The organism is Pectobacterium hainanensis (assembly GCF_046237015.1).
Classification (GTDB): Bacteria; Pseudomonadota; Gammaproteobacteria; order Enterobacterales; family Enterobacteriaceae; genus JBJYIN01.
In genome coordinates, this window is sequence record NZ_JBJYIN010000006.1 from 251,082 (window position 1) to 275,394 (window position 24,313).

42 protein-coding genes are annotated in these 24,313 nt (G+C 47.2%); 36 read left to right on the forward strand and 6 right to left on the reverse strand.

Annotation, left to right across the window (positions count from 1 at the left end; all coding sequences use genetic code 11):
* The first annotated feature begins 246 nt into the window (after positions 1-246).
* From rpsJ to ACKPVM_RS08725, 30 genes are all read left to right on the forward strand, one after another.
* A complete protein-coding gene (gene rpsJ, locus ACKPVM_RS08580) occupies positions 247-558 on the forward strand; it encodes a 30S ribosomal protein S10 (protein ID WP_001181005.1) in 312 nt (103 codons plus the stop codon).
* Between the two features lie 32 nt (positions 559-590).
* Entirely contained in the window at positions 591-1,220 is a 630-nt protein-coding gene (rplC, locus tag ACKPVM_RS08585; protein ID WP_010304941.1) for a 50S ribosomal protein L3, read from the forward strand.
* 10 nt (positions 1,221-1,230) lie between these two features.
* Positions 1,231-1,836: a 50S ribosomal protein L4 gene (rplD, locus tag ACKPVM_RS08590; protein ID WP_409161630.1), complete on the forward strand. Its 606-nt coding sequence runs from the start codon at positions 1,231-1,233 to the stop codon at positions 1,834-1,836.
* Complete coding sequence (gene rplW / locus ACKPVM_RS08595; protein ID WP_009111205.1) at positions 1,833-2,135, forward strand: 50S ribosomal protein L23; 303 nt, start codon at positions 1,833-1,835, stop codon at positions 2,133-2,135. The genes rplD and rplW overlap by 4 nt, the downstream gene beginning before the upstream one ends.
* Positions 2,136-2,154: 19 nt before the next feature.
* Positions 2,155-2,976, forward strand: coding sequence for a 50S ribosomal protein L2 (gene rplB, locus ACKPVM_RS08600; RefSeq protein ID WP_409308615.1), 822 nt, complete (start codon positions 2,155-2,157; stop codon positions 2,974-2,976).
* A 16-nt stretch (positions 2,977-2,992) separates the two neighbouring features.
* Positions 2,993-3,271 (forward strand): 30S ribosomal protein S19, encoded by a 279-nt coding sequence (gene rpsS, locus ACKPVM_RS08605; RefSeq protein WP_004929772.1) that lies wholly within the window; start codon positions 2,993-2,995, stop codon positions 3,269-3,271.
* A gap of 14 nt (positions 3,272-3,285) precedes the next feature.
* Complete coding sequence (gene rplV, locus ACKPVM_RS08610; RefSeq protein WP_172291818.1) at positions 3,286-3,618, forward strand: 50S ribosomal protein L22; 333 nt, start codon at positions 3,286-3,288, stop codon at positions 3,616-3,618.
* Between the two features lie 17 nt (positions 3,619-3,635).
* The gene (gene rpsC, locus ACKPVM_RS08615; protein ID WP_005970274.1) at positions 3,636-4,337 is read left to right on the forward strand and encodes a 30S ribosomal protein S3; all 702 of its coding nucleotides are present in this window, start codon (positions 3,636-3,638) and stop codon (positions 4,335-4,337) included.
* A gap of 12 nt (positions 4,338-4,349) precedes the next feature.
* A complete protein-coding gene (gene rplP, locus ACKPVM_RS08620) occupies positions 4,350-4,760 on the forward strand; it encodes a 50S ribosomal protein L16 (RefSeq protein WP_409308621.1) in 411 nt (136 codons plus the stop codon).
* A complete protein-coding gene (gene rpmC, locus ACKPVM_RS08625; RefSeq protein WP_409308623.1) occupies positions 4,760-4,951 on the forward strand; it encodes a 50S ribosomal protein L29 in 192 nt (63 codons plus the stop codon). Before rplP ends, rpmC begins: the two co-directional genes overlap by 1 nt.
* Complete coding sequence (gene rpsQ, locus ACKPVM_RS08630) at positions 4,951-5,205, forward strand: 30S ribosomal protein S17 (protein ID WP_005970270.1); 255 nt, start codon at positions 4,951-4,953, stop codon at positions 5,203-5,205. The genes rpmC and rpsQ overlap by 1 nt, the downstream gene beginning before the upstream one ends.
* 163 nt (positions 5,206-5,368) lie before the next feature.
* Positions 5,369-5,740, forward strand: coding sequence for a 50S ribosomal protein L14 (gene rplN / locus ACKPVM_RS08635; RefSeq protein ID WP_000613954.1), 372 nt, complete (start codon positions 5,369-5,371; stop codon positions 5,738-5,740).
* A 10-nt stretch (positions 5,741-5,750) separates the two neighbouring features.
* Positions 5,751-6,065: a 50S ribosomal protein L24 gene (gene rplX / locus ACKPVM_RS08640; RefSeq protein WP_409308627.1), complete on the forward strand. Its 315-nt coding sequence runs from the start codon at positions 5,751-5,753 to the stop codon at positions 6,063-6,065.
* A gap of 14 nt (positions 6,066-6,079) precedes the next feature.
* The gene (rplE, locus tag ACKPVM_RS08645; RefSeq protein WP_005970265.1) at positions 6,080-6,619 is read left to right on the forward strand and encodes a 50S ribosomal protein L5; all 540 of its coding nucleotides are present in this window, start codon (positions 6,080-6,082) and stop codon (positions 6,617-6,619) included.
* Between the two features lie 13 nt (positions 6,620-6,632).
* Complete coding sequence (rpsN, locus tag ACKPVM_RS08650; protein ID WP_409308628.1) at positions 6,633-6,938, forward strand: 30S ribosomal protein S14; 306 nt, start codon at positions 6,633-6,635, stop codon at positions 6,936-6,938.
* Between the two features lie 33 nt (positions 6,939-6,971).
* Positions 6,972-7,364 carry a 30S ribosomal protein S8 gene (rpsH, locus tag ACKPVM_RS08655; RefSeq protein ID WP_132459338.1) on the forward strand — a complete coding sequence of 131 codons (393 nt, stop codon included), beginning with the start codon at positions 6,972-6,974 and terminating at the stop codon, positions 7,362-7,364.
* 13 nt (positions 7,365-7,377) lie between these two features.
* Entirely contained in the window at positions 7,378-7,911 is a 534-nt protein-coding gene (gene rplF, locus ACKPVM_RS08660; RefSeq protein WP_409308629.1) for a 50S ribosomal protein L6, read from the forward strand.
* 9 nt (positions 7,912-7,920) lie between these two features.
* Complete coding sequence (rplR, locus tag ACKPVM_RS08665; RefSeq protein ID WP_121576372.1) at positions 7,921-8,274, forward strand: 50S ribosomal protein L18; 354 nt, start codon at positions 7,921-7,923, stop codon at positions 8,272-8,274.
* Between the two features lie 14 nt (positions 8,275-8,288).
* Entirely contained in the window at positions 8,289-8,789 is a 501-nt protein-coding gene (gene rpsE, locus ACKPVM_RS08670; RefSeq protein ID WP_005970257.1) for a 30S ribosomal protein S5, read from the forward strand.
* A gap of 6 nt (positions 8,790-8,795) precedes the next feature.
* The gene (gene rpmD / locus ACKPVM_RS08675) at positions 8,796-8,975 is read left to right on the forward strand and encodes a 50S ribosomal protein L30 (protein WP_004846568.1); all 180 of its coding nucleotides are present in this window, start codon (positions 8,796-8,798) and stop codon (positions 8,973-8,975) included.
* 3 nt (positions 8,976-8,978) lie between these two features.
* Complete coding sequence (gene rplO, locus ACKPVM_RS08680; protein WP_409308630.1) at positions 8,979-9,413, forward strand: 50S ribosomal protein L15; 435 nt, start codon at positions 8,979-8,981, stop codon at positions 9,411-9,413.
* Between the two features lie 7 nt (positions 9,414-9,420).
* Positions 9,421-10,752: a preprotein translocase subunit SecY gene (gene secY / locus ACKPVM_RS08685; protein WP_409308631.1), complete on the forward strand. Its 1,332-nt coding sequence runs from the start codon at positions 9,421-9,423 to the stop codon at positions 10,750-10,752.
* A 33-nt stretch (positions 10,753-10,785) separates the two neighbouring features.
* Entirely contained in the window at positions 10,786-10,902 is a 117-nt protein-coding gene (gene rpmJ, locus ACKPVM_RS08690; protein WP_002227352.1) for a 50S ribosomal protein L36, read from the forward strand.
* A 146-nt stretch (positions 10,903-11,048) separates the two neighbouring features.
* On the forward strand, positions 11,049-11,405 hold the full coding sequence (rpsM, locus tag ACKPVM_RS08695) for a 30S ribosomal protein S13 (RefSeq protein WP_409308632.1): 357 nt from the start codon (positions 11,049-11,051) through the stop codon (positions 11,403-11,405).
* Positions 11,406-11,421: 16 nt separating this feature from the next.
* Positions 11,422-11,811, forward strand: coding sequence for a 30S ribosomal protein S11 (rpsK, locus tag ACKPVM_RS08700; RefSeq protein WP_002438687.1), 390 nt, complete (start codon positions 11,422-11,424; stop codon positions 11,809-11,811).
* A 30-nt stretch (positions 11,812-11,841) separates the two neighbouring features.
* Positions 11,842-12,462 (forward strand): 30S ribosomal protein S4, encoded by a 621-nt coding sequence (rpsD, locus tag ACKPVM_RS08705; protein WP_009111218.1) that lies wholly within the window; start codon positions 11,842-11,844, stop codon positions 12,460-12,462.
* A 25-nt stretch (positions 12,463-12,487) separates the two neighbouring features.
* Positions 12,488-13,477, forward strand: a complete 990-nt coding sequence (locus ACKPVM_RS08710) for a DNA-directed RNA polymerase subunit alpha (protein ID WP_005970247.1) — start codon at positions 12,488-12,490, stop codon at positions 13,475-13,477.
* 40 nt (positions 13,478-13,517) lie between these two features.
* A complete protein-coding gene (rplQ, locus tag ACKPVM_RS08715) occupies positions 13,518-13,910 on the forward strand; it encodes a 50S ribosomal protein L17 (RefSeq protein ID WP_005970246.1) in 393 nt (130 codons plus the stop codon).
* A gap of 95 nt (positions 13,911-14,005) precedes the next feature.
* Positions 14,006-14,365, forward strand: coding sequence for a DnaJ family domain-containing protein (locus tag ACKPVM_RS08720; RefSeq protein WP_409308633.1), 360 nt, complete (start codon positions 14,006-14,008; stop codon positions 14,363-14,365).
* 77 nt (positions 14,366-14,442) lie between these two features.
* Positions 14,443-14,679, forward strand: a complete 237-nt coding sequence (locus ACKPVM_RS08725) for an alternative ribosome-rescue factor A (RefSeq protein ID WP_409308634.1) — start codon at positions 14,443-14,445, stop codon at positions 14,677-14,679.
* 18 nt (positions 14,680-14,697) lie between these two features.
* On the opposite strand, the gene mscL is transcribed toward ACKPVM_RS08725, so the two are convergent.
* The 5 genes from mscL to def form a co-directional block, all read right to left on the reverse strand.
* Positions 14,698-15,114: a large-conductance mechanosensitive channel protein MscL gene (mscL, locus tag ACKPVM_RS08730; RefSeq protein WP_409308635.1), complete on the reverse strand. Its 417-nt coding sequence runs from the start codon at positions 15,112-15,114 to the stop codon at positions 14,698-14,700.
* A 95-nt stretch (positions 15,115-15,209) separates the two neighbouring features.
* A complete protein-coding gene (trkA, locus tag ACKPVM_RS08735; RefSeq protein WP_409308636.1) occupies positions 15,210-16,586 on the reverse strand; it encodes a Trk system potassium transporter TrkA in 1,377 nt (458 codons plus the stop codon).
* A gap of 57 nt (positions 16,587-16,643) precedes the next feature.
* Complete coding sequence (gene rsmB, locus ACKPVM_RS08740; RefSeq protein ID WP_409308637.1) at positions 16,644-17,933, reverse strand: 16S rRNA (cytosine(967)-C(5))-methyltransferase RsmB; 1,290 nt, start codon at positions 17,931-17,933, stop codon at positions 16,644-16,646.
* Positions 17,934-17,993: 60 nt separating this feature from the next.
* Positions 17,994-18,941, reverse strand: a complete 948-nt coding sequence (gene fmt / locus ACKPVM_RS08745; RefSeq protein WP_409308638.1) for a methionyl-tRNA formyltransferase — start codon at positions 18,939-18,941, stop codon at positions 17,994-17,996.
* Positions 18,942-18,965: 24 nt separating this feature from the next.
* Positions 18,966-19,475, reverse strand: a complete 510-nt coding sequence (def, locus tag ACKPVM_RS08750; protein WP_409308639.1) for a peptide deformylase — start codon at positions 19,473-19,475, stop codon at positions 18,966-18,968.
* A gap of 127 nt (positions 19,476-19,602) precedes the next feature.
* Between def and dprA the strand changes: the two genes are divergently transcribed.
* From dprA to ACKPVM_RS08780, 6 genes are read left to right on the forward strand one after another with little or no spacing between them, the layout of a single operon-like run.
* Positions 19,603-20,724: a DNA-protecting protein DprA gene (gene dprA, locus ACKPVM_RS08755; protein ID WP_409308640.1), complete on the forward strand. Its 1,122-nt coding sequence runs from the start codon at positions 19,603-19,605 to the stop codon at positions 20,722-20,724.
* Positions 20,696-21,169, forward strand: a complete 474-nt coding sequence (gene smg, locus ACKPVM_RS08760) for a DUF494 family protein Smg (RefSeq protein ID WP_409308641.1) — start codon at positions 20,696-20,698, stop codon at positions 21,167-21,169. Before dprA ends, smg begins: the two co-directional genes overlap by 29 nt.
* Before the next feature lie 20 nt (positions 21,170-21,189).
* Positions 21,190-21,747, forward strand: a complete 558-nt coding sequence (locus ACKPVM_RS08765; protein ID WP_409308642.1) for a DNA topoisomerase family protein — start codon at positions 21,190-21,192, stop codon at positions 21,745-21,747.
* Positions 21,740-22,309 carry an L-threonylcarbamoyladenylate synthase type 1 TsaC gene (tsaC, locus tag ACKPVM_RS08770; protein WP_409308643.1) on the forward strand — a complete coding sequence of 190 codons (570 nt, stop codon included), beginning with the start codon at positions 21,740-21,742 and terminating at the stop codon, positions 22,307-22,309. The genes ACKPVM_RS08765 and tsaC overlap by 8 nt, the downstream gene beginning before the upstream one ends.
* Before the next feature lie 20 nt (positions 22,310-22,329).
* On the forward strand, positions 22,330-23,157 hold the full coding sequence (gene aroE, locus ACKPVM_RS08775; protein ID WP_409308644.1) for a shikimate dehydrogenase: 828 nt from the start codon (positions 22,330-22,332) through the stop codon (positions 23,155-23,157).
* Complete coding sequence (locus ACKPVM_RS08780; RefSeq protein ID WP_409308645.1) at positions 23,154-23,411, forward strand: DUF1488 family protein; 258 nt, start codon at positions 23,154-23,156, stop codon at positions 23,409-23,411. The genes aroE and ACKPVM_RS08780 overlap by 4 nt, the downstream gene beginning before the upstream one ends.
* On the opposite strand, the gene ACKPVM_RS08785 is transcribed toward ACKPVM_RS08780, so the two are convergent.
* On the reverse strand, positions 23,393-23,944 hold the full coding sequence (locus ACKPVM_RS08785; protein ID WP_409308646.1) for a gamma carbonic anhydrase family protein: 552 nt from the start codon (positions 23,942-23,944) through the stop codon (positions 23,393-23,395). The genes ACKPVM_RS08780 and ACKPVM_RS08785 overlap by 19 nt on opposite strands.
* Positions 23,945-24,313: the final 369 nt, after the last annotated feature.

The window sequence follows — 24,313 nt, forward strand, 5'->3', positions numbered from 1 at the left end:
TCCTGACCGTATTTTAAATCATTTTATCCTGCTTGTTGCTTCCCCAGCCAATTTGCGTATAATGCGCGAGCTTGCCGAAATAAGGCTAGCCTGATTCAATCTGAATCAGAAGGCCAATATTCATTTACTGGCCTAAACAATACTCCCGATATGGGAGTTATGTGCTGACGATTACACTCCCCCATCAATCGAAATGGGTGTGAGGAGTAATCATTTACGTTTATAAATAATTGGAGCTCTGGTCTCATGCAGAACCAAAGAATCCGTATCCGCCTGAAAGCGTTTGATCATCGTCTGATCGATCAATCAACCGCGGAAATCGTCGAGACTGCTAAGCGCACTGGTGCGCAAGTCCGTGGTCCGATCCCGCTGCCGACCCGCAAAGAGCGCTTTACCGTTCTGATTTCTCCGCACGTCAACAAAGATGCGCGCGATCAGTATGAGATTCGCACTCACAAGCGTCTGGTTGACATCGTTGAGCCAACCGAGAAAACCGTTGATGCTCTGATGCGTCTGGATCTGGCTGCTGGTGTAGACGTGCAGATCAGCCTGGGTTAATCAGGTCATTGAGCGATTGAGAGGTTGAAACAATGATTGGTTTAGTCGGTAAAAAAGTGGGCATGACCCGTATCTTCACTGAAGATGGCGTATCTATCCCCGTAACCGTTATCGAAATTGAAGCGAACCGCGTCACTCAGGTTAAAGACCTGGCTAACGACGGTTACCGCGCTGTGCAGGTAACTACCGGTGCTAAAAAAGCAAACCGTGTTACCAAACCAGAAGCAGGTCACTTTGCTAAAGCTGGCGTAGAAGCTGGCCGTACCTTGCGTGAATTCCGTCTGTCTGAAGGCGAAGAGTTTACTGTAGGTCAGAGCATTAGCGTTGAAATTTTCGCAGACGTTAAAAAAGTAGACGTTACTGGTACTTCTAAAGGTAAAGGATTTGCTGGCACAGTTAAGCGCTGGAATTTCCGTACTCAGGATGCTACTCACGGTAACTCCTTGTCTCACCGTGTTCCGGGTTCTATCGGTCAAAACCAGACTCCGGGCAAAGTGTTCAAAGGCAAGAAAATGGCAGGCCAACTGGGTAACGAACGTGTAACCGTTCAGAGCCTGGATGTTGTGCGTGTTGACGCTGAGCGCAACCTGCTGCTGGTTAAAGGTGCTGTTCCGGGAGCTACCGGTAGCGACCTGATCGTTAAACCAGCTGTGAAGGCGTGAGGAGATAGCAATGGAATTAGTATTGAAAGACGCGCAAAGCGCGCTGACTGTTTCCGAAACTACCTTCGGTCGTGATTTCAACGAAGCGCTGGTACACCAGGTTGTTGTTGCTTATGCAGCAGGTGCCCGTCAAGGTACTCGCGCCCAGAAGACCCGTGCTGAAGTAACTGGTTCCGGTAAAAAACCTTGGCGTCAGAAAGGTACTGGCCGTGCGCGTTCAGGTTCTATCAAGAGCCCGATCTGGCGTTCCGGTGGTGTGACCTTCGCTGCTAAGCCTCAGGACCACAGTCAGAAAGTTAACAAAAAGATGTACCGCGGCGCGCTGAAAAGCATTCTGTCCGAACTGGTACGTCAAGATCGTCTGATCGTTGTCGAGAAGTTTTCTGTAGAAGCGCCTAAAACTAAGCTGCTGGCTCAGAAACTGAAAGACATGGCGCTGGAAGACGTGCTGATTATCACCGGTGAGCTGGATGAAAATCTGTTCCTGGCTGCGCGTAACCTGTACAAGGTTGACGTGCGTGATGCAGCAGCAATCGACCCAGTTAGCCTGATCGCCTTCGACAAAGTCGTTATGACTGCTGACGCTGTTAAGCAAGTTGAGGAGATGCTGGCATGATCCGTGAAGAACGTCTGCTGAAAGTTTTGCGCGCGCCGCACGTTTCTGAAAAAGCGTCTACTGCGATGGAAAAGAACAACACCATCGTTCTCAAAGTTGCTAAAGACGCGACTAAGGCAGAAATCAAAGCTGCTGTACAGAAACTGTTTGAAGTCGAAGTCAATGATGTTCGCACCTTAGTAGTTAAAGGAAAAGTGAAACGTCATGGACAGCGTATCGGTCGTCGTAGCGACTGGAAAAAAGCTTACGTCACCCTGAAAGAAGGCCAGAATCTGGACTTCATCGGCGGCGCAGAGTAAGTCGGAGGAGTAAAGAACAATGGCAATTGTTAAATGTAAACCGACATCTCCGGGTCGTCGCCACGTTGTTAAAGTGGTTAACCCTGAGCTGCACAAGGGCAAGCCTTACGCCCCGTTGCTGGAAAAAAGCAGCAAGTCCGGTGGCCGTAACAACAATGGCCGCATCACTACCCGTCACATCGGTGGTGGTCATAAACAGCAATATCGTCTGGTTGACTTTAAACGTAACAAAGATGGTATTCCTGCGGTTGTTGAGCGTCTGGAGTATGATCCGAACCGTTCCGCGAATATCGCGTTGGTTCTGTATAAAGACGGCGAACGTCGTTATATCCTGGCGCCGAAAGGCCTGAAAGCTGGCGATCAGATCCAATCTGGCGTTGATGCTGCAATTAAAACCGGTAACACCTTGCCGATGCGTAACATCCCAGTCGGTTCAACGGTTCATAACGTAGAAATGAAACCAGGTAAAGGCGGCCAGCTGGCTCGTTCTGCTGGTACTTACGTTCAGATCGTTGCTCGTGACGGTTCTTACGTGACCCTGCGTCTGCGTTCTGGCGAAATGCGTAAAGTCGAATCCGACTGCCGCGCGACGCTGGGCGAAGTGGGCAACGCTGAGCATATGCTGCGCGTTCTGGGTAAAGCAGGTGCTGCACGCTGGCGTGGCGTTCGTCCTACCGTTCGCGGTACGGCAATGAACCCAGTTGACCACCCACACGGTGGTGGTGAAGGTCGTAACTTTGGTAAGCACCCGGTTAGTCCGTGGGGCGTTCAGACCAAAGGTAAGAAGACCCGCAGCAATAAGCGTACTGATAAATTTATCGTACGTCGCCGTACTAAATAATCTTAGAGGATAAACCATGCCACGTTCTCTCAAGAAAGGTCCATTTATCGACCTGCACTTGCTGAAGAAGGTAGAGAAAGCGGTGGAAAGCGGTGACAAGAAGCCTTTGCGCACTTGGTCCCGTCGTTCAACGATCTTTCCAAACATGATCGGTTTGACCATCGCTGTCCATAATGGTCGTCAGCACGTTCCGGTGTTTGTTTCCGATGAAATGGTCGGTCACAAACTGGGTGAATTCGCGCCGACTCGTACTTATCGCGGCCATGCGGCCGATAAAAAGGCCAAAAAGCGCTAAGGTAGGAGGAAGAGATGGAAACTATCGCTAAACATCGCCACGCTCGTTCTTCTGCTCAAAAGGTTCGCCTGGTGGCAGACCTGATTCGCGGTAAGAAAGTGTCGCAAGCTCTGGATATTCTGACCTACACCAACAAGAAAGCTGCTGGTCTGGTTAAAAAAGTGCTGGAGTCTGCTATTGCTAACGCAGAACACAACGATGGCGCTGACATTGATGATCTGAACGTCGCGAAAATCTTCGTTGACGAAGGCCCAAGCATGAAGCGCATTATGCCGCGTGCTAAAGGTCGTGCGGATCGCATCCTGAAGCGTACCAGCCACATTACTGTGGTTGTGTCCGATCGCTGAGACTCTGGAGACTAGCAATGGGTCAGAAAGTACATCCTAATGGTATTCGCCTGGGTATTGTCAAACCTTGGAACTCTACCTGGTATGCGAATACCAAAGAATTCGCTGACAACCTGGACAGCGATTTTAAAGTTCGTAAATACCTGACGAAGGAACTGGAGAAAGCTTCCGTTTCTCGTATCGTCATCGAACGTCCGGCAAAAAGCATCCGTGTGACGATTCACACTGCTCGCCCGGGTATCGTGATCGGTAAAAAAGGTGAAGATGTTGAAAAACTGCGCAAAGTCGTAGCGGATATCGCTGGCGTACCTGCACAGATCAATATCGCAGAAGTTCGTAAGCCTGAACTGGACGCAAAACTGGTTGCTGACAGCATCACTTCTCAGTTGGAGCGTCGTGTGATGTTCCGTCGTGCTATGAAGCGTGCGGTACAGAACGCCATGCGTTTGGGCGCTAAAGGTATTAAAGTTGAAGTCAGCGGCCGTCTGGGCGGCGCCGAAATCGCGCGTACCGAATGGTACCGTGAAGGTCGCGTTCCGTTGCATACGCTGCGCGCGGATATCGACTATAACACCTCCGAAGCGCACACCACTTATGGTGTTATCGGTGTGAAAGTGTGGATCTTCAAAGGTGAGATCCTGGGTGGTATGGCTGCCGTTGAACAACCGGAAAAACCGGCTGCTCAACCTAAAAAGCAGCAGCGTAAAGGCCGCAAGTAAGGAGAGTCGCTGATGTTACAACCAAAGCGTACAAAATTCCGTAAGATGCACAAAGGCCGCAACCGCGGTCTGGCGCAGGGTACGGATGTGAGCTTCGGCACTTTCGGTCTGAAAGCTGTTGGCCGTGGTCGCCTGACTGCTCGTCAAATCGAAGCTGCACGTCGTGCCATGACCCGTGCTGTTAAGCGTCAAGGTAAGATCTGGATCCGTGTATTCCCGGACAAACCGATCACCGAGAAACCGCTTGAAGTTCGTATGGGTAAAGGTAAAGGTAACGTAGAGTATTGGGTTGCCTTGATTCAGCCAGGTAAAGTCCTGTACGAAATGGACGGTGTGCCGGAAGAGTTAGCCCGTGAGGCATTCCAACTGGCAGCAGCGAAACTGCCGATCAAAACCACCTTTGTAACTAAGACGGTGATGTAATGAAAGCACAAGAGCTGCGTGAAAAGAGCGTTGATGAGCTGAACACCGAGCTGCTCGAACTGCTGCGCGAGCAATTTAATCTGCGCATGCAGGCGGCAAGTGGTCAGCTGCAACAAACTCACCTGTTGAAACAAGTGCGTCGTAATGTTGCACGTGTTAAGACTTTATTGACTGAGAAGGCGGGTGCGTAATGACCGATAAAATCCGTACTCTGCAAGGCCGTGTAGTTAGCGACAAAATGGAGAAATCTATCGTTGTTGCTATCGAACGTTTCGTGAAACACCCGCTTTACGGTAAATTCATCAAACGTACGACCAAATTGCACGTACATGACGAGAACAATGAATGTGGTATCGGTGACGTGGTTGAAATCCACGAATGCCGTCCACTGTCCAAAACCAAGTCTTGGACACTTGTTCGCGTTGTAGAGAAAGCGATTCTGTAATACAGTAACGCACTTCTCTATATGATAAACGGCTCTGCAAAGGGCCGTTTATTTTTTCTACCCATACCAAGGAAGCGGTGTTATAATGCTGCGCCCTCAATTATGGGGTATTTAATGGCCTGAAAAGGTCCTAAGTAGTAGTTGACATTAGCGGAGCACTAAAATGATCCAAGAACAGACTATGCTGAATGTGGCCGATAATTCCGGTGCACGTCGCGTAATGTGTATCAAGGTTCTAGGTGGCTCGCACCGTCGCTACGCAGGCGTCGGCGATATCATCAAAATTACCATCAAGGAAGCAATTCCTCGCGGTAAGGTGAAAAAAGGCGACGTGCTGAAGGCGGTAGTGGTGCGCACCAAGAAGGGTGTTCGTCGCCCGGACGGTTCTGTCATTCGCTTCGATGGCAATGCTTGCGTTATTTTGAACAATAACAGCGAACAGCCTATCGGTACGCGTATTTTTGGGCCGGTAACTCGTGAACTGCGTAATGAGAAGTTCATGAAAATTATCTCTCTGGCACCAGAAGTACTTTAAGGAGCGAATCATGGCAGCGAAAATCCGTCGTGATGACGAAGTTATCGTGCTAACCGGTAAAGATAAAGGTAAGCGCGGTAAAGTAAAAAATGTCCTGTCTGCTAGTAAGGTCATTGTTGAAGGTATCAACCTGGTTAAGAAACATCAGAAGCCGGTTCCGGCCCTGAATCAACCAGGTGGCATCGTTGAAAAAGAAGCCGCTATTCAGGTTTCTAACGTTGCACTCTTCAATGCGGCAACTGGTAAGGCTGACCGTGTAGGCTTTAGATTCGAAGACGGCAAAAAAGTCCGTTTCTTTAAATCTACTAGCGAAACTATCAAGTAATTTGGAGTAGTACGATGGCGAAACTGCATGATTACTACAAAGACGAAGTAGTTAAAAAACTCATGACTGAGTTTAACTACAATTCTGTCATGCAAGTCCCTCGGGTCGAGAAGATCACCCTGAATATGGGTGTTGGTGAAGCGATCGCTGACAAGAAACTGCTGGATAATGCAGCAGCTGATTTGGCAGCAATCTCCGGTCAAAAGCCGTTGATCACCAAAGCACGCAAATCTGTTGCAGGCTTCAAAATCCGCCAGGGCTATCCGATCGGCTGTAAAGTAACTCTGCGTGGCGAACGCATGTGGGAGTTCCTTGAGCGACTGATTTCCATTGCTGTACCGCGTATCCGTGACTTCCGTGGCTTGTCTGCCAAGTCATTCGATGGTCGTGGTAACTACAGCATGGGTGTGCGTGAGCAGATCATCTTCCCGGAAATCGACTATGACAAGGTCGATCGCGTTCGTGGTTTGGATATTACCATTACCACTACTGCGAAATCCGATGATGAAGGCCGTGCGCTGTTGGCCGCCTTTAACTTCCCGTTCCGCAAGTAAGGTAGGGTTACTAATGGCTAAGCAATCCATGAAAGCACGCGAAGTTGTTCGTGTGAAACTGGCTGATAAATACCGCGCTAAACGCGAGGAATTAAAAGCTATCATCTCTGGTGTGAACTCATCCGACGAAGAACGTTGGGATGCGGTTCTTAAGCTGCAGACTCTGCCGCGTGATTCCAGCCCGTCTCGTCAGCGTAATCGCTGCCGCCAAACTGGCCGTCCACATGGTTATGTGGGCAAATTCGGGTTGAGCCGTATCAAGCTACGTGAAGCCGTCATGCGCGGTGAAGTACCTGGCTTGAAAAAGGCTAGCTGGTAATTGTCACCAATTGAATCACGGGAGTAAAGACAGATGAGCATGCAAGATCCGATCGCGGATATGCTGACCCGTATCCGTAACGGTCAAGCCGCGAACAAAGTTGCGGTCACCATGCCTTCCTCCAAGCTGAAAGTGGCAATTGCCAACGTGCTGAAGGAAGAAGGTTATATTGAAGATTATAAAATCGAAGGCGATACCAAGCCTGAACTGGAAATTACGTTGAAGTATTTTCAGGGCAAGGCAGTGGTAGAAAGCATCCAGCGTATAAGCCGTCCAAGTCTGCGCATCTATAAGAAAAAAGATGAGCTGCCAAAAGTTATGGCCGGTTTAGGTATCGCGGTTGTTTCTACCTCTAAAGGTGTTATGACTGATCGTGCAGCTCGCCAGGCTGGTCTGGGTGGCGAGATTATCTGCTACGTAGCTTAATCGGGAGGAAAGAATGTCTCGTGTTGCAAAAGCACCCGTCGTCATTCCTGCCGGCGTAGAGGTAAAACTCAACGGTCAGGAAGTTTCGATTAAGGGTAAAAACGGCGAGCTGAGTCGTAAGATCCACGATGCTGTTGAAGTAAAACAGGCTGACAACGCTCTGACTTTCGCTCCGCGCGAAGGTTTCGTTGACGGATGGGCCCAAGCGGGTACCACTCGCGCTCTGTTGAACGCAATGGTTATCGGTGTTACCGAAGGCTTCACTAAGAAGCTGCAACTGGTTGGTGTTGGTTACCGTGCTGCCGTTAAAGGCAATGTAGTAAACCTGTCTCTTGGGTTTTCTCATCCGGTTGATCATGCGCTGCCGGCAGGTATTACTGCAGAATGCCCTAGCCAGACTGAAATCGTACTGAAAGGTGCTGATAAGCAGGTTATTGGTCAGGTCGCTGCGGAATTACGCGCCTACCGTCGTCCTGAGCCTTATAAAGGCAAGGGTGTCCGTTACGCCGACGAAGTCGTGCGTATCAAAGAGGCTAAGAAGAAGTAAGGTAACACTATGGATAAGAAAGCAGCTCGTATCCGTCGTGCGACCCGCGCACGCCGTAAGCTCCAGGAACTGGGTGCGACGCGTCTGGTGGTACATCGTACCCCGCGCCATATTTATGCGCAGGTCATCGCACCGAACGGTTCTGAAGTCCTGGTAGCCGCTTCTACTGTAGAAAAAGCTATCGCTGAGCAACTGAAGTATACCGGTAATAAAGATGCAGCTACCGCAGTAGGTAAAGCTATTGCTGAACGCGCACTGGAAAAAGGTATTAAAGATGTATCCTTTGACCGTTCCGGTTTCCAATATCACGGCCGAGTCCAGGCACTGGCAGATGCTGCCCGTGAAGCTGGCCTTCAGTTCTAAGGTAGAGGTGTAAGATGGCTCACATCGAGAAACAAGCTGGCGAACTGCAGGAAAAGCTGATCGCGGTAAATCGCGTATCTAAAACCGTTAAAGGTGGTCGTATTTTTAGCTTCACCGCGCTGACTGTAGTGGGTGATGGTAATGGCCGCGTTGGTTTTGGTTACGGTAAAGCACGCGAAGTTCCGGCAGCGATCCAGAAAGCGATGGAAAAAGCCCGTCGCAATATGATGAATGTCGCGCTGAACAACGGCACTCTGCAGCACCCGGTTAAAGGTGCTCACACGGGTTCTCGTGTGTTCATGCAGCCGGCTTCCGAAGGTACCGGTATTATTGCCGGTGGTGCAATGCGCGCCGTTCTGGAAGTCGCAGGGGTTCATAACGTATTGGCTAAGGCCTATGGTTCCACTAACCCGATTAACGTGGTTCGTGCAACGATTGATGGTCTGGCGAATATGAAGTCCCCGGAAATGGTCGCTGCCAAGCGTGGTAAATCCGTTGAAGAAATTCTGGGGTAATTAACCATGGCAAAGACTATTAAAATAACTCAAACCCGTAGTGCAATCGGTCGTCTGCCGAAACACAAGGCAACGCTGCTTGGCCTGGGTCTGCGTCGTATTGGTCACACCGTAGAGCGTGAGGATACTCCTGCTGTTCGTGGTATGGTCAACGCGGTTTCCTATATGGTTAAAGTGGAGGAGTAACAGATGCGCTTGAATACTCTGTCTCCGGCCGAAGGTGCTAAACACGCACCGAAGCGTTTAGGTCGTGGTATTGGTTCTGGCCTGGGCAAAACCAGTGGTCGTGGTCACAAAGGTCAGAAGTCTCGTTCTGGCGGTGGCGTACGTCGCGGTTTTGAAGGTGGTCAGATGCCTTTATATCGTCGTCTGCCGAAATTCGGTTTTACTTCTCGCAAAGCTGCGATTACGGCAGAAGTTCGTCTGTCTGATCTGGCTAAAGTAGAAGGCGATATTGTTGACCTGAATACGCTGAAAGCCGCTAATGTTATTGGCATTCAGATCGAATTCGCGAAAGTGATTCTGTCTGGCGAAGTTGCTCGTCCGGTAACGATTCGTGGTCTGCGTGTCACTAAAGGTGCTCGTGCTGCTATCGAAACTGCTGGCGGTAAAATTGAGGAATAAGTAGCAGATGGCCAAACAACCAGGATTAGATTTTCAAAGTGCTAAAGGCGGAGTTGGCGAACTGAAGCGCAGACTATTGTTTGTTATCGGTGCGCTAATTGTTTTCCGTATTGGCTCTTTTATCCCAATTCCTGGTATTGATGCCACTGTGCTTGCCAAATTGCTCGAGCAACAGAGGGGTACCATCATTGAAATGTTCAACATGTTCTCTGGTGGTGCTCTGAGCCGTGCTTCTATCTTTGCTTTGGGTATTATGCCGTATATTTCGGCGTCGATTATTATCCAACTGTTAACGGTGGTTCATCCTGCGTTAGCAGAAATAAAGAAAGAAGGCGAGGCTGGCCGTCGTAAGATAAGCCAGTATACGCGTTACGGCACTCTGGTATTGGCTATATTTCAGTCGATCGGTATTGCTACTGGTCTGCCGAATATGCCCGGAATGCAAGGCTTGGTATTGAATCCCGGTTTTGCATTCTACTTTACCGCTGTTGTGAGCCTGGTTACCGGGACGATGTTCCTGATGTGGCTGGGTGAACAGATTACGGAACGTGGTATTGGCAACGGTATCTCGATCATAATCTTCGCTGGTATTGTGGCGGGGTTACCGTCGGCCATTGGTCATACCATCGAGCAAGCTCGGCAAGGCGATCTGCACTTCCTCCTGTTGCTGTTGGTTGCAGTTTTAGTGTTTGCAGTAACCTTCTTCGTTGTTTTCATTGAGCGTGGTCAGCGTCGTATCGTCGTTAACTATGCGAAGCGTCAGCAAGGACGTCGTGTTTATGCAGCACAGAGTACGCACTTACCACTGAAAGTGAATATGGCCGGTGTTATCCCTGCTATCTTTGCTTCCAGTATTATTCTGTTCCCTGCTACGATCGCATCTTGGTTTGGGGGCGGCACTGGTTGGAACTGGCTGACAACAATTTCGATGTATTTGCAGCCTGGACAACCGCTTTATGTGTTACTCTATGCGACTGCAATCATCTTCTTCTGTTTCTTCTACACGGCGTTGGTGTTTAACCCGCGTGAAACAGCAGATAACCTGAAGAAGTCCGGTGCATTCGTGCCAGGAATTCGTCCGGGAGAGCAAACGGCGAAATATATCGATAAAGTAATGACTCGGCTGACTTTAGTTGGAGCGATGTATATTACTTTTATCTGCCTGATCCCGGAGTTCATGCGTGATGCAATGAAAGTACCTTTCTATTTTGGCGGTACGTCATTATTGATTGTTGTTGTGGTCATCATGGACTTTATGGCTCAAGTGCAAACTCTGATGATGTCAAGTCAGTATGAGTCTGCATTGAAGAAAGCAAACCTGAAAGGCTATAACCGTTAATTAGGTGAGCTTGAGAAGTTACGGAGAGTAAAAATGAAAGTTCGTGCTTCCGTCAAGAAATTATGTCGTAACTGTAAGATTGTTAAGCGCAACGGTGTCGTTCGTGTGATCTGCAGTGCCGAACCGAAGCATAAACAGCGTCAAGGCTGATTATCTCGTATATTTTTCTTGCAAAGTTGGGTTGAGCTGGCTAGATTAGCCAGCCAATCTTTTGTATGTCACTGCAATACTATTTGAGTATCCTGAAAACGGGCTTTTCAGAATGGTATTGCTGTATAAAATTGTAGGAGTGCATAGTGGCCCGTATAGCAGGCATTAACATTCCTGATCATAAACATACCGTTATCGCATTAACGGCGATCTATGGTATCGGTAAGACTCGTTCGCAGGCCATTTGCGCTGCAACAGGAATTGCCGAAAATGTTAAGATCAGTGAGCTGTCTGAAGAGCAAATCGATAAGCTGCGTGACGAAGTTGCCAAGTTTGTTGTCGAAGGTGACCTGCGTCGTGAAGTTACCCTGAGCATCAAGCGTCTTATGGATCTTGGTACTTATCGTGGTTTGCGTCATCGTCGTGGTCTGCCGGTTCGCGGTCAGCGTACCAAGACCAACGCCCGTACCCGTAAGGGTCCGCGCAAACCGATCAAGAAATAATCGGGGTGATTGAATAATGGCAAAGGCACCTATTCGTGCACGTAAGCGTGTAAGAAAGCAAGTCTCTGACGGTGTGGCTCATGTCCATGCTTCTTTCAACAACACCATCGTAACTATTACCGATCGTCAGGGTAATGCGTTGGGTTGGGCAACTGCCGGTGGTTCCGGTTTCCGTGGTTCACGTAAATCCACTCCGTTCGCCGCTCAGGTTGCAGCAGAGCGCTGTGCTGAAGCAGTGAAAGAGTACGGTATTAAGAACCTGGAAGTTATGGTTAAAGGACCTGGTCCGGGCCGTGAGTCTACTATCCGCGCATTGAACGCGGCTGGTTTCCGCATCACTAATATTACTGATGTGACTCCGATCCCTCATAACGGTTGTCGTCCGCCGAAAAAGCGCCGCGTATAACGCCGCTTTTAGGATTGTTGGAGAAAGAAAATGGCAAGATATTTGGGTCCTAAGCTCAAGCTGAGCCGTCGTGAAGGCACCGACCTGTTCCTGAAGTCTGGTGTTCGTGCGATCGATTCCAAGTGTAAAATTGAACAAGCTCCTGGTCAGCACGGTGCGCGTAAACCGCGTCTGTCTGACTATGGTGTACAGTTACGTGAAAAGCAAAAAGTTCGCCGTATCTACGGTGTTCTGGAACGCCAGTTCCGTAACTATTACAAAGAAGCAGCGCGTCTGAAAGGCAACACTGGTGCGAACCTGTTGCAATTACTGGAAGGGCGTCTGGATAACGTTGTTTATCGTATGGGTTTTGGTGCCACTCGTGCAGAAGCGCGTCAGTTGGTTAGCCATAAAGCTATTATGGTAAACGGTCGCGTTGTTAGCATCGCTTCTTATCAGGTCTCCCCGAATGACGTAGTCAGCATCCGTGAGAAAGCGAAAAAGCAATCTCGTGTGAAAGCCGCTCTGGAGCTGGCTGAACAGCGTGAAAAGCCAACTTGGCTGGAAGTTGATGCTGCCAAGATGGAAGGTGTGTTCAAACGTATTCCTGAACGTACCGATCTGTCTGCGGACATTAATGAACACCTGATCGTCGAGCTTTACTCCAAGTAAAGCTTAGTACCAAAGAGAGGACACAATGCAGGGTTCTGTGACAGAGTTTCTAAAACCGCGCCTGGTTGATATCGAGCAAGTGAGTTCGACGCACGCCAAGGTGACCCTTGAGCCGTTAGAGCGGGGCTTCGGCCATACTCTTGGCAACGCACTGCGCCGTATTCTGCTTTCATCCATGCCAGGTTGCGCGGTGACCGAGGTTGAGATTGATGGTGTACTGCATGAGTACAGCACCAAAGAAGGCGTACAGGAAGATATCCTGGAAATCCTGCTCAACCTGAAAGGGCTGGCGGTGAGAGTTCAAGGAAAAGATGAAGTTATTCTTACCCTGAATAAATCTGGCATTGGCCCTGTGACTGCAGCCGACATCATTCATGATGGTGATGTCGAAATCGTCAAGCCACAGCATTTGATCTGCCATCTGACCGATGAGAACGCATCCATTAGTATGCGTATTAAGGTTCAGCGTGGTCGTGGTTATGTGCCGGCGTCTGCCCGTATTCATACGGAAGAAGATGAGCGCCCGATTGGTCGCCTGTTAGTTGATGCTTGCTACAGCCCTGTAGAGCGTATTGCCTACAATGTTGAAGCGGCTCGTGTAGAACAGCGTACTGACTTGGATAAGCTGGTCATCGAAATGGAAACCAATGGTACGATCGATCCTGAAGAGGCGATCCGCCGTGCGGCTACCATTCTGGCTGAACAACTTGAAGCTTTTGTTGACTTACGTGATGTTCGTCAGCCTGAAGTTAAAGAAGAGAAACCAGAATTCGATCCGATCCTGCTGCGCCCTGTTGACGATCTGGAATTGACTGTCCGCTCTGCTAACTGCCTTAAGGCAGAAGCTATCCACTACATCGGTGATCTGGTACAGCGTACCGAGGTTGAGCTACTCAAAACGCCTAACCTGGGTAAAAAATCTCTTACTGAGATTAAAGACGTGCTGGCTTCCCGTGGCTTGTCTCTGGGCATGCGCCTGGAAAACTGGCCACCGGCAAGCATTGCTGATGAGTAACCAGATCGCAGGTTAAGGTTTTACTGAGAAGGATAAGGTCATGCGCCATCGTAAGAGTGGTCGTCAACTGAACCGTAACAGCAGCCATCGTCAGGCTATGTTCCGTAACATGGCTAGTTCTTTGGTTCGTCATGAAATCATCAAGACGACCCTGCCGAAGGCAAAAGAGCTGCGCCGTGTTGTTGAACCGCTGATTACTCTTGCCAAGACCGACAGCGTTGCTAATCGTCGTCTGGCATTCGCCCGTACTCGTGATAACGAGATCGTGGCAAAACTGTTTAATGAACTGGGCCCGCGTTTTGCGAGCCGTGCCGGTGGTTACACTCGTATTCTGAAGTGTGGCTTCCGTGCTGGTGACAATGCACCGATGGCATACATCGAGCTCGTTGATCGCTCAGTCTCTCAGACAGAAGAAGTAGCTACTGCAGAGTAATCTGTAAGAGCATAAAAAAACCGGGGAAACCCGGTTTTTTTATATTTAAAATACAGCTAACCTTTTATGATTGCGGTGCTATTTCAGAGGTTATCATGTGGTTAATTGATGAATTAGTTGAACGCCATATTGCTCAAGCTCAGAAAGAAGGTGTTTTTGATAATCTTCCCGGTACAGGTTGTCCATTAGATTTAGATGATGATAGCACTGTGCCTTCAGAACTCAGAGTCGCTTATCGTTTACTTAAAAACGCAGGATGTTTACCAGTTGAACTGCAAGAGCGTAAAGAGGCATTAGAATTAGCAGATATTTTGCGTACGATTTGTCGGGAATCATCTGATTATCAAGACATATCGCAGTGTTTGCGAGTTCTTGAATTTAGCTTGCAGCAAAAGGGGATGAACACTGACTTTTTACACGGAGAATATGCGTCGTCGCTGAAAAAAAAGTTTTAAATACAGGAGCAAATTATTTTATCGGTACACTATACTGTTCACGTTTCATTTTTATCATCTGTCTCATAGGAGTGATTATGGCTACTTATCGTCATAAACGAGGAAAGATCCAAGATAATGCTATCGAAGCATTACTGTATGACCCACTGTTTCGCCAACGGGTCGAGGTGAATGTAAAAGGTAAAGGTAGCTATCGTAGAAAAGATAAACATGCAAAGAAGGGGAATTGGGAGGTCAGTGGTAAGAAATCAAATGATTATTTACCTCTGACCTTCTTACTTTCTGATGTGAAAAACAGTGACGCCAAATTATAGATCGTTACTTTTTGGGGGTTATGACTTGGGCTGTTGTTGCTCTTTGAGTAGATCGCGGATTTCAGTTAATAATGATTCTTCTGCACTTGGCTTCGCTGGTTCAACAGGAGCATCTTCTTGTTTACGGCGCATTTTATTCATTAATTTGATTGCCATGAAAATGGCAAACGCGACGATAATGAAATCAAAGATGTTCTGAATAAAAACACCGTAGTGCATAATTACCGCAGGTATATCTCCTTGGGCGTCACGTAAAACTAGGTTGAATTGTTTGAAATCAACGCCACCGATTAATAAACCTAATGGTGGCATGATGATATCAGAGACTAGTGACGAAACGATTTTACCAAAAGCGGCCCCAATGATTACCCCGACAGCCAGATCGACAACATTACCGCGCATAGCAAATTCGCGGAATTCTTTAATAATGCTCATAACCACTCTCCTTGATAAAAGATAAATTAATTTTAACCAATAGTTTGATATTTTCCACACGACCTAGCTTGGCTTAGAAGATCCGATCCTGACTATTATAAAAAGAACGGACTTGGTTGGAATAAACGCTCTACATCTGGTACAAATTTTTTATCTGTTAAAAACATAATGACATGATCGCCTTGTTCAATGTAAGCATCATCATTCGCAATGATGACATCGTCGCCTCGAACAATTGCGCCAATTGTTGTGCCGGGGGGAAGTTTTATATTTTCAATCTTCCTTCCAACCACTTTCGATGTGCCTTCATCACCATGTGCAATGGCTTCAATAGCTTCTGCTGCCCCACGGCGTAGAGAAGATACGCTGACAATATCAGCTTTACGGACATGGCTTAGTAACGCTGAAATCGTTGCTTGCTGTGGCGATATGGCCACATCAATGACACTTCCTTGTACCAGGTCGACATAGGCTCGACGCTGAATAAGAACCATCACTTTTTTAGCCCCCATTCGCTTTGCTAGCATGGCCGACATGATGTTGGCTTCATCATCGTTGGTAATAGCGATAAACACATCGATTTGTTCGATATGCTCTTCTGCCAGAAGCTCTTGATCGGAAGCATCGCCATGAAACACAACGGTATCTTGCAATAGTTCAGCAAGTTCTACTGCACGATCTGCATTCCTTTCTATTAGTTTGATGTTATAGCTCTTTTCTAATCGCTGAGCTAAACCTGCCCCGACATTCCCTCCACCCACAATCATAATTCGCTTATAGGGTTTCTCCAGACGTTGTAGTTCGCTCATTACCGCTCGAATGTGCTGAGATGCGGCAACAAAAAAAACTTCATCGCCAGCCTCGATCACGGTTGATCCTTGAGGACGGATTGGGCGGTCATGGCGAAAAATTGCGGCTACACGAGTCTCAATATGAGGAATGTGTTCACGAATAGATGATAATGCATTTCCGACTAAGGGGCCGCCATAGTAGGCATTTACCGCAGCTATACTGATTTTCCCTTGAGCGAAATTGACGACTTGGAGCGCTCCGGGATATTCAATCAGCTTGTAGATATTATCGATAACTAATTGTTCGGGGGAAATTAAGTGATCAATCGGAACGGCTTCAGGCAAAAAGAGATGTTCGGATTCACGGATATATTCGGCCGCTCTAATCCTTGCAATACGATTTGGCGTATTAAAAAGTGAATAGGCAATTTGGCATGCAACCATATTAGTTTCATCAGAATTGGTTACGGCGACCAGCATATCCGCATCTTCTGCGCCTGCCTCACGCAAGACGCGAGGATGCGAGGCGTAGCCCGTGACTACGCGGAGATCGAATTTATCCTGGAGTTGGCGTAAACGAACAGTATCTGTATCGACTACGGTAATATCGTTATTTTCACCTGCCAGATTTTCCGCTAACGTGCCACCGACCTGACCTGCGCCAAGAATAATAATTTTCATAGTTTATTCTGCCGTATACCTGCTGTCGCAGTACTTTTGACAATACCGGAGCTAATGTCAGTTTTTTACCAGTTTCGCATAAAAGAAACCATCGCCATCATCGGGATTCGGTAGCTTTTGTATACCTGGAGTTGCTGGGTTTCCTGTACCTACTAACTGTGCATCGGGGTGACGATTAAGAAAGCTGATGATTTGCTGCTGATTTTCTTCCGGCATAATTGAGCAAGTAGCATAGACCAGTGTGCCGCCAGTTTTTAAATGGGGCCAGATGGTATCAAGTATTTCTTTTTGTAGTTTTGCCAGTTCGTCAATATCATTATCGCGTCGTAACCATTTAATGTCTGGGTGGCGGCGAATCACGCCAGTGGCTGAACAAGGCGCATCCAGGAGAATACGGTCAAATTTTTTGTCACCACACCATGTCTCAGGATAGCGTCCATCACCTTGCTTTACCTCGGCGTGCAACTGCAAACGTTGTAAGTTTTCCTTAACCCGTTTCAGCCTTGAATCATCAACGTCAACGGCTAAAACATGAGATTCTGGCGCTAATTCAAGAATATGTGTGGTTTTTCCTCCTGGCGCAGCGCATAAATCGAGAATTTGCTCACCGTTTTGTGGTGCAAGCCAGTGGACGCATCCTTGAGCAGATGCATCCTGAATGGTAACCCATCCTTGCGTAAAACCCGGTAGTAGGCTAACCGCGCATGGCGTGGATAACCTGATTGCATCGACATAATCGCTATGGGGGGAGGCGTCAATATTTTCCTGAGCTAATAAATTGAGATAAGCATCGCGGGTGTGATGCAATCGGTTGACGCGTAACCACATGGGGGGGCGTTGGTTATTTGCATCAATAACTTCCTCCCATTGATCTGGGTAGCTGTCTTTAATCCTTTTCAATAGCCAACTGGGATGCAGATAACGTGCTGAATTATTGGCGACACGTTGAAGTAAATCCTCCTGCTGGCGCTGAAACTGCCGTAATACACCGTTGATTAGACCTTTAAGCTGAGGGCGTTTCATCGTAACTGCGCCTTCAACGGTTTCAGCCAGCACGGCATGTGCTGGAATTCGAGTGTATAGCAACTGATAAATGCCGACCATAATGAGGTAATGCAGTGGCCGTTGTTTGCCCGTCAACGGTTTGGACATCAGTTGTTGAATACACCACTCTAATTGCGGCAGAACACGCAGCACACCAAAGCACAACTCCTGTAATAGTGCGCGATCTTTTTCATCGATCTCCCGCTGATTAGCAGGCAGTAACGTACTGAGAGATTGTCCCTGATCTAATACTTGCCCTATCACTTTAGCGGCAATACTACGAAGGTTATATGAGCTTTTCATTTGTCAGCAACTACGTGAAGGATAGGGCATATCGACTATTTTTGTCGGTATGCCAATCGATTAAGCCAGAATACTGCCAGGTGTGAACCATTCTCGGCGTGAGTTAAGTAAATCCTGTGCTCTCATGACTTTTTTGCCAGGAGGCTGCAATTCGAGAATATTTAGAATATTTTTCTGAGTAGCAATCTGAATGCCATGTTTGTCTGCTTGCAGGATGGTACCTGGCTGTGAATGATGCTCAGAAAAGATGACCTCAGCTTTCCACACTTTGATCGCTTGTTCATCTGTTAAAAAGTAGCTCACAGGCCAAGGATTAAAGGCACGAATGCAACGTTCAAGTTGTTCAGCAGAAAGTTGCCAGTTAAGGCGAGCCTCTTCCTTACTGAGTTTTTCCGCATAGGTAGCACAAGTATCATCCTGTGCTTCCGCTACAACACATGAATTGGCGAGCTGCTCCAACGTGTCCAGTAGACCTTGTGGGCCCAGTTCTGCAAGTTTGTTATACAGGGTCGCGCTAGTATCTTCTTGAGAGATCGGGCACTCAATTTTATGCAACATGGCGCCGGTATCCAGACCCACGTCCATTTGCATAATCGTCACGCCGGTATATTGATCTCCCGCCCATAATGCTCGCTGAATGGGAGCTGCGCCGCGCCAACGGGGCAATAGAGAGCCATGTACGTTGATACAGCCAAGTCGAGGCATATTTAAGACGGCTTGCGGTAAAATGAGTCCGTAAGCGACAACAATCATCACATCGGCTCGAAGCGTTTCTACCATTTTCTGGTTTTCAGCGGCTCGCAAAGATTTTGGCTGATATACCGGCAAACCATGCTGTTCTGCCAGAATCTTTACCGGGCTAGGGGTCAGCTTATTACCCCTTCCCGCAGGACGATCGGGCTGAGTAAAGACACCGACTATTTGATGATTTGACGATAGCAAAGCATCAAGATGTTGTGCCGCGAAGTCAGGTGTTCCGGCAAAAATAATGCGTAAAGAGTCAGACACGGCATTTCCTGTAAGGAAAGATTATTAAGTGCGGCTATTTTGCTTAGCCAGTTTTTCCAGTTTTTGGCGAATTCTTTGGCGTTTCAGTGGAGAAAGATAATCAATGAACAATTTTCCAACCAGATGGTCCATTTCGTGCTGAATGCAAATCGCAAGAAGGCCTTCAGCCTCCAGTTCAAATGAATTGCCTTCCCGGTCTAATGCCCGCACTTTCACTCGCTCAGCCCGTGGAACCAACGCTCTTGTTTCTGGAATCGATAAGCAGCCTTCTTCTATGCCAGTATCGCCATCTTTTTCAAGCAACTCAGGGTTGATCAAAACGAGTCGCTGATCTCTTTCCTCTGAAACATCAATAACAATAATACGTTGATGAACGTCTACTTGCGTAGCTGCCAGGCCAATGCCTTCTTCTTCATACATCGTATCGAACATATCATCGACGATACGCTGGATGTCTGCATTGACTTCTTTTACGGGCTGCGCTTTTATGCGGAGCCGCTCGTTTGGAAAATGTAATACCTGCAAAACTGACATATATGTTTAGATCTGTATCTACGTGGTGAGAGAGTCCTATTCTCTATTCTAGACATTTCCTGCACTGATTGACAGCATCAGCACTCATTACACGGCTTTCCAGTATTGGAGAAACAAGGGATATTCCATGCTATCGACGGAAATTTGGCTGCGGTTAATGGACGTGAGGCAGTTGAATACAAAGCGTGCCAGTCTCATTGCCAGAAAACTGATTGAACGAGGGAGTACTGATGGCAAGACCTTACGTTCTCTGGGAATGACCGATATTCAGATTGAACAATTTCGATCTTTTGATGGCTTATCTCTGGCGACAGCACTTGAGTGGGCCGCTCAACCGGGTTGTCATATCGTCACCTGCGCTGATAAGCAGTATCCCTTTTTATTAAGCAATATTAATTCATTGCCACTTTTACTCTTTGTTAAGGGTAATTTGGATTTACTGATGTCGCCACAAATCGCGATAGTCGGAAGTCGGGAAAACTCTTTATACGGTGAACAATGGGGGCAATTCTTTGCTCAAGAGCTGGCTGTTAATGAATTTACTATTACCAGTGGATTAGCGATTGGTATTGATGGTGTGGCCCATCGTGCAGCACTGGATGCTGGGGGAAAAACGATAGCAGTATTAGGCAGCGGATTGGCAAATATTTATCCCCATCGCCACAAAAATCTTGCTGCGCGTATTCTTGAGAATGGCGGTACTTTGGTATCTGAATTTTTGCTCTCTACTCCCCCAAAACCATCTAATTTCCCAAGGAGAAATAGGATAATTAGTGGGTTAAGTATGGGAACACTCATCATTGAAGCATCACTGCGTAGTGGTTCTTTGGTGACAGCAAAGTATGCCTTGGAGCAAGGACGCGAGGTTTTTGCTTTACCGGGAGCAATCGGTAATCCGATGACGGAAGGAACTCATTGGTTGATTCAACAAGGTGCCTACTTAGTCACTCACCCTAAAGATATTATTGAGCAGTTGAGAAGTGAACTCCATTGGCTTTCCACCGAAGATCATCAATCGATTTCTGCTATTGAAGAGGATGTTGAATTGCCATTTGCTGATGTGTTGGCTAACGTAGGAGATGAGGTTACACCTGTTGACGTTGTCGCTGAACGTGCCGGCCAACCTGTGCCAGAGGTAGTAAGTAAACTATTAGAGCTGGAGTTAGCAGGATGGATCGCAGCAGTACCCGGCGGCTATGTCCGATTAAGGAGGGCAGGCCATGTTCGACGTACTCATGTACTTGTTTGAGACTTATATTCACAATGAAACTGAAATGCGTGTCGATCAGGATACGTTAACTGATGACCTCACTCGCGCAGGGTTTGAGCGTAATGATATTTACAGCGCCTTGAATTGGCTGGAAAAATTAGCCGATATACAGGAAGGGCAGAGTGCGCCTCTCAATTTAGCGCATGACCCACTGGCTATGCGCATTTATACACAGGATGAGGCGCAGCGTTTAGATGCGAGCTGTCGGGGTTTTTTGTTATTTCTTGAACAAATCCAAGTGTTGAGTCTTGAAACAAGAGAAATGATTATTGAGCGGGTGATGGCATTGGACACGCCGGAGTTTGATCTTGAAGATCTTAAATGGGTCATTCTTATGGTGCTTTTCAACGTACCGGGTTGTGAAAATGCGTACCAGCAAATGGAAGAGTTATTATTTGAGGTAAATGACGGTTATGTGCAATAGCCAAGGGTGTAAAAAAGCGGATGGCTAAGACCAGATTGTTTGCCGATAAGAAACAGGATATCTGCCCTGAGTGTGGCTCAGTTTTGGTTATTCGCTCAGGGCGACATGGGCCTTTCCTAGGATGCTCCAATTATCCAGAATGTGAGTTTATTCGGCCGCTGAAAGCACAGATTGATGGTCATATTGTAAAAGTCTTAGATGGGCAGGTTTGTCCTCAATGTCAGTCTACGCTGGTATTGCGGCAAGGCCGTTATGGTATGTTTATCGCTTGTAGCCATTATCCAGAGTGCAATCATACTGAGGCCATTGATCGTCCTGATGAAACGGCGATAGGTTGTCCGCAGTGTAAAAAGGGTTCGTTGTTACAGCGTAAGTCTCGGTTTGGGAAGGTGTTCCATTCATGCGATCGCTATCCTGATTGCCAGTTTACGCTAAACCATAAACCGGTTGCTGGCGAATGTACTTATTGCCATTATCCGTTGCTGATTGAGAAGAAAACGGCTCAGGGTGTGAAGCTTTTTTGCGCCAGTAAATTATGTGGAAAGCCAGTAATGGCTGAAGTTGATACTAATGAATGATATGCCTAGCAATGCTCTGATTTCTGTGTTGTCGGAATTGCAGAGTGAAAATGTAATTGCATACCCAACTGAAGCTGTATTTGGGTTAGGTTGTGATCCTGATAGTGAAACGGCAGTCAAACGATTGTTGGCATTAAAACAGCGACCGTGGCAGAAGGGATTGATCCTTATTGCAGCTGATTATCAGCAATTGCTCCCTTACATTGACGATAGCATGCTTTCTGAGGTGCAAAAACAAGGGATGTTTTCAAGCTGGCCTGGTCCTGTAACATGGGTAATACCGGCAAAACCTACTACGCCTCGGTGGCTGACTGGGCAATTTACCTCTCTTGCTGTGCGTGTTAGTGCTCATCCACTAGTTCGTCAACTGTGTCTTAGTTTTGGTAAGCCTTTGGTCTCAACGAGCGCCAACTTAAGTGGTTTAGCGCCTTGCCGTACTGAAGAGGAGGTTTGTCAGCAGTTTGGCGTAGGGTTTCCTGTGGTTCATGGGAATGTTGGTGGTAGGCTTAATCCTTCAGAGATAAGAGATGTTTTAACGGGTGAATTGTTGCGCCAAGGTTAATCTAACAATTGGAGAGTAGGGTGTCTCAGATGAAGTCTTTTGCCGTTTTTGGTAACCCCATTGCTCATAGTAAATCACCTCGTATACATGAGTTATTTGCAGACCAATTGGGTATTGCGCTTTCTTATCAACGGATATTGGCTCCGCTGGATGGTTTTGAAAATACGCTTCGCTGTTATTTTCTGGATGGCGCCAGTGGTGCGAATATTACTGCACCTTTTAAAGAGTGTGCTTTTGCACAAGCAGACGAGCTTAGTGAGCGTGCGCTACTTGCTGGGGCAGTAAATACGTTACATAAGTTGAATGATGGACGTCTGTTTGGTGATAACACAGACGGTGTTGGTTTGTTAAGTGATTTGCAGCGTTTGAATTTTATCAAGCCAAAGGATCGTATTTTACTAATTGGTGCAGGTGGCGCTGCTCGCGGTGTTATACAGCCATTATTATCACACGGTTGTTCTATTGTGCTGACGAACCGTACTTTTTCAAAAGCGGAAGCGCTCGTTCAGATCTTTAGTTCAATTGGTGAGATTGAAGCCATCTCGTTTGATTCTCTGCAAACACAGTCATTTAGTTTGATAATCAATGCGACATCATCGGGTATGTACGATCGTATCCCTGATTTACCCGCTAGCTTAATTTCACCTGAAACACGCTGCTATGACATGTTCTACCTTCCTGAACTTACACCATTTTTAACATGGTGTGTAAAACGAGGCTCTGAACATTGTGCCGATGGGTTAGGAATGTTGGTTGGGCAAGCTGCTCATGCTTTCAAACTTTGGCATGGTGTGATGCCTGATGTGAATCCTGTCATCCAGCAGCTTAAAAAAGAACTCTCTCTATGAATCAAGCTATTCAGTTCCCGGATCGTGAACATTGGGATGAAATGCTGCAGGCAATTCGCTTTCCTGTTTTAGTCAATGGGTTCCAGCAGGAATGCTTAATTGGTCTCGCTCATCTTCAATCACTCTATGGTAATGTCAGCCCTGAACAACTTCTAATGTCGTTCAGGGAACATCGCTGGGATTTTGAAGATGTGTTTGAAAAAATAGTACGCGATGATTCCCCTGACGCTCAGGGCTATTTTTCTTTACTTTGAGAAAGGTATTCATTTTTCCAACGGACATAGTTATTTGAGGAGTAAATGAGCCCCTCTATTTCCTCCTTAGTCAGTGGCCTGATTTTTTTTGCTGGGCTTCCTAGGTAAAGATGCCCGCTTTCCAAACGTTTACCTGGCGATACAAGGCTGCCCGCACCGATCATTACATCGTCTTCAATAATGGCTCCATCAAGGATGATTGAACCCATTCCGACTAATACCCGGTTACCAATAGTGCAGCCATGTAACATCACTTTATGACCAACCGTTACATCTTCCCCAATAACCAGCGGGTTACCATCGGGGTTTTTCTCGGAGCAGTGGGTAATATGTAAAACAGAACCATCCTGAATATTGCTTCTTGCACCAATACTTATCTGATTAACGTCACCACGAATGACGACGAGTGGCCATATACTGACGTCATTACCTAGCGTGACTTTGCCAATAACAATGCTTGAACGATCAACCATGACGTTCTTGCCAACGATTGGAAATGCATCTTTATAGCGGCGAAATAATTCAGAAACCATCCACAACCCCTTATCCACGGCACCATAATGCTATCCAGTGGAGAGAATCTCAGTTTATATACTCAGAAAATAGCCTTGATCGAATAAGATCTCAACGAAAGGGTTGAAAAACACGCGGACGGAAAAAAAGATCAAGAAAGTTGTTGTGTAAAGAAAACGGATCCCTATAATGCGCCTCCATCGACACGGCGCTGTGAATACACAACCGAGTTGATAAAGAAGAAGAAAGAGAAAGCGCTTTAAAATAAACGTTGACTCTGCAGGTGATAAGCGTAATATACGCCACCTCGCGAAGTGGCTAAGACCGCAACGCACTGCTCTTTAACAATTTAATCAGACAATCTGTGTGGGCACTCACAAGACCGTATC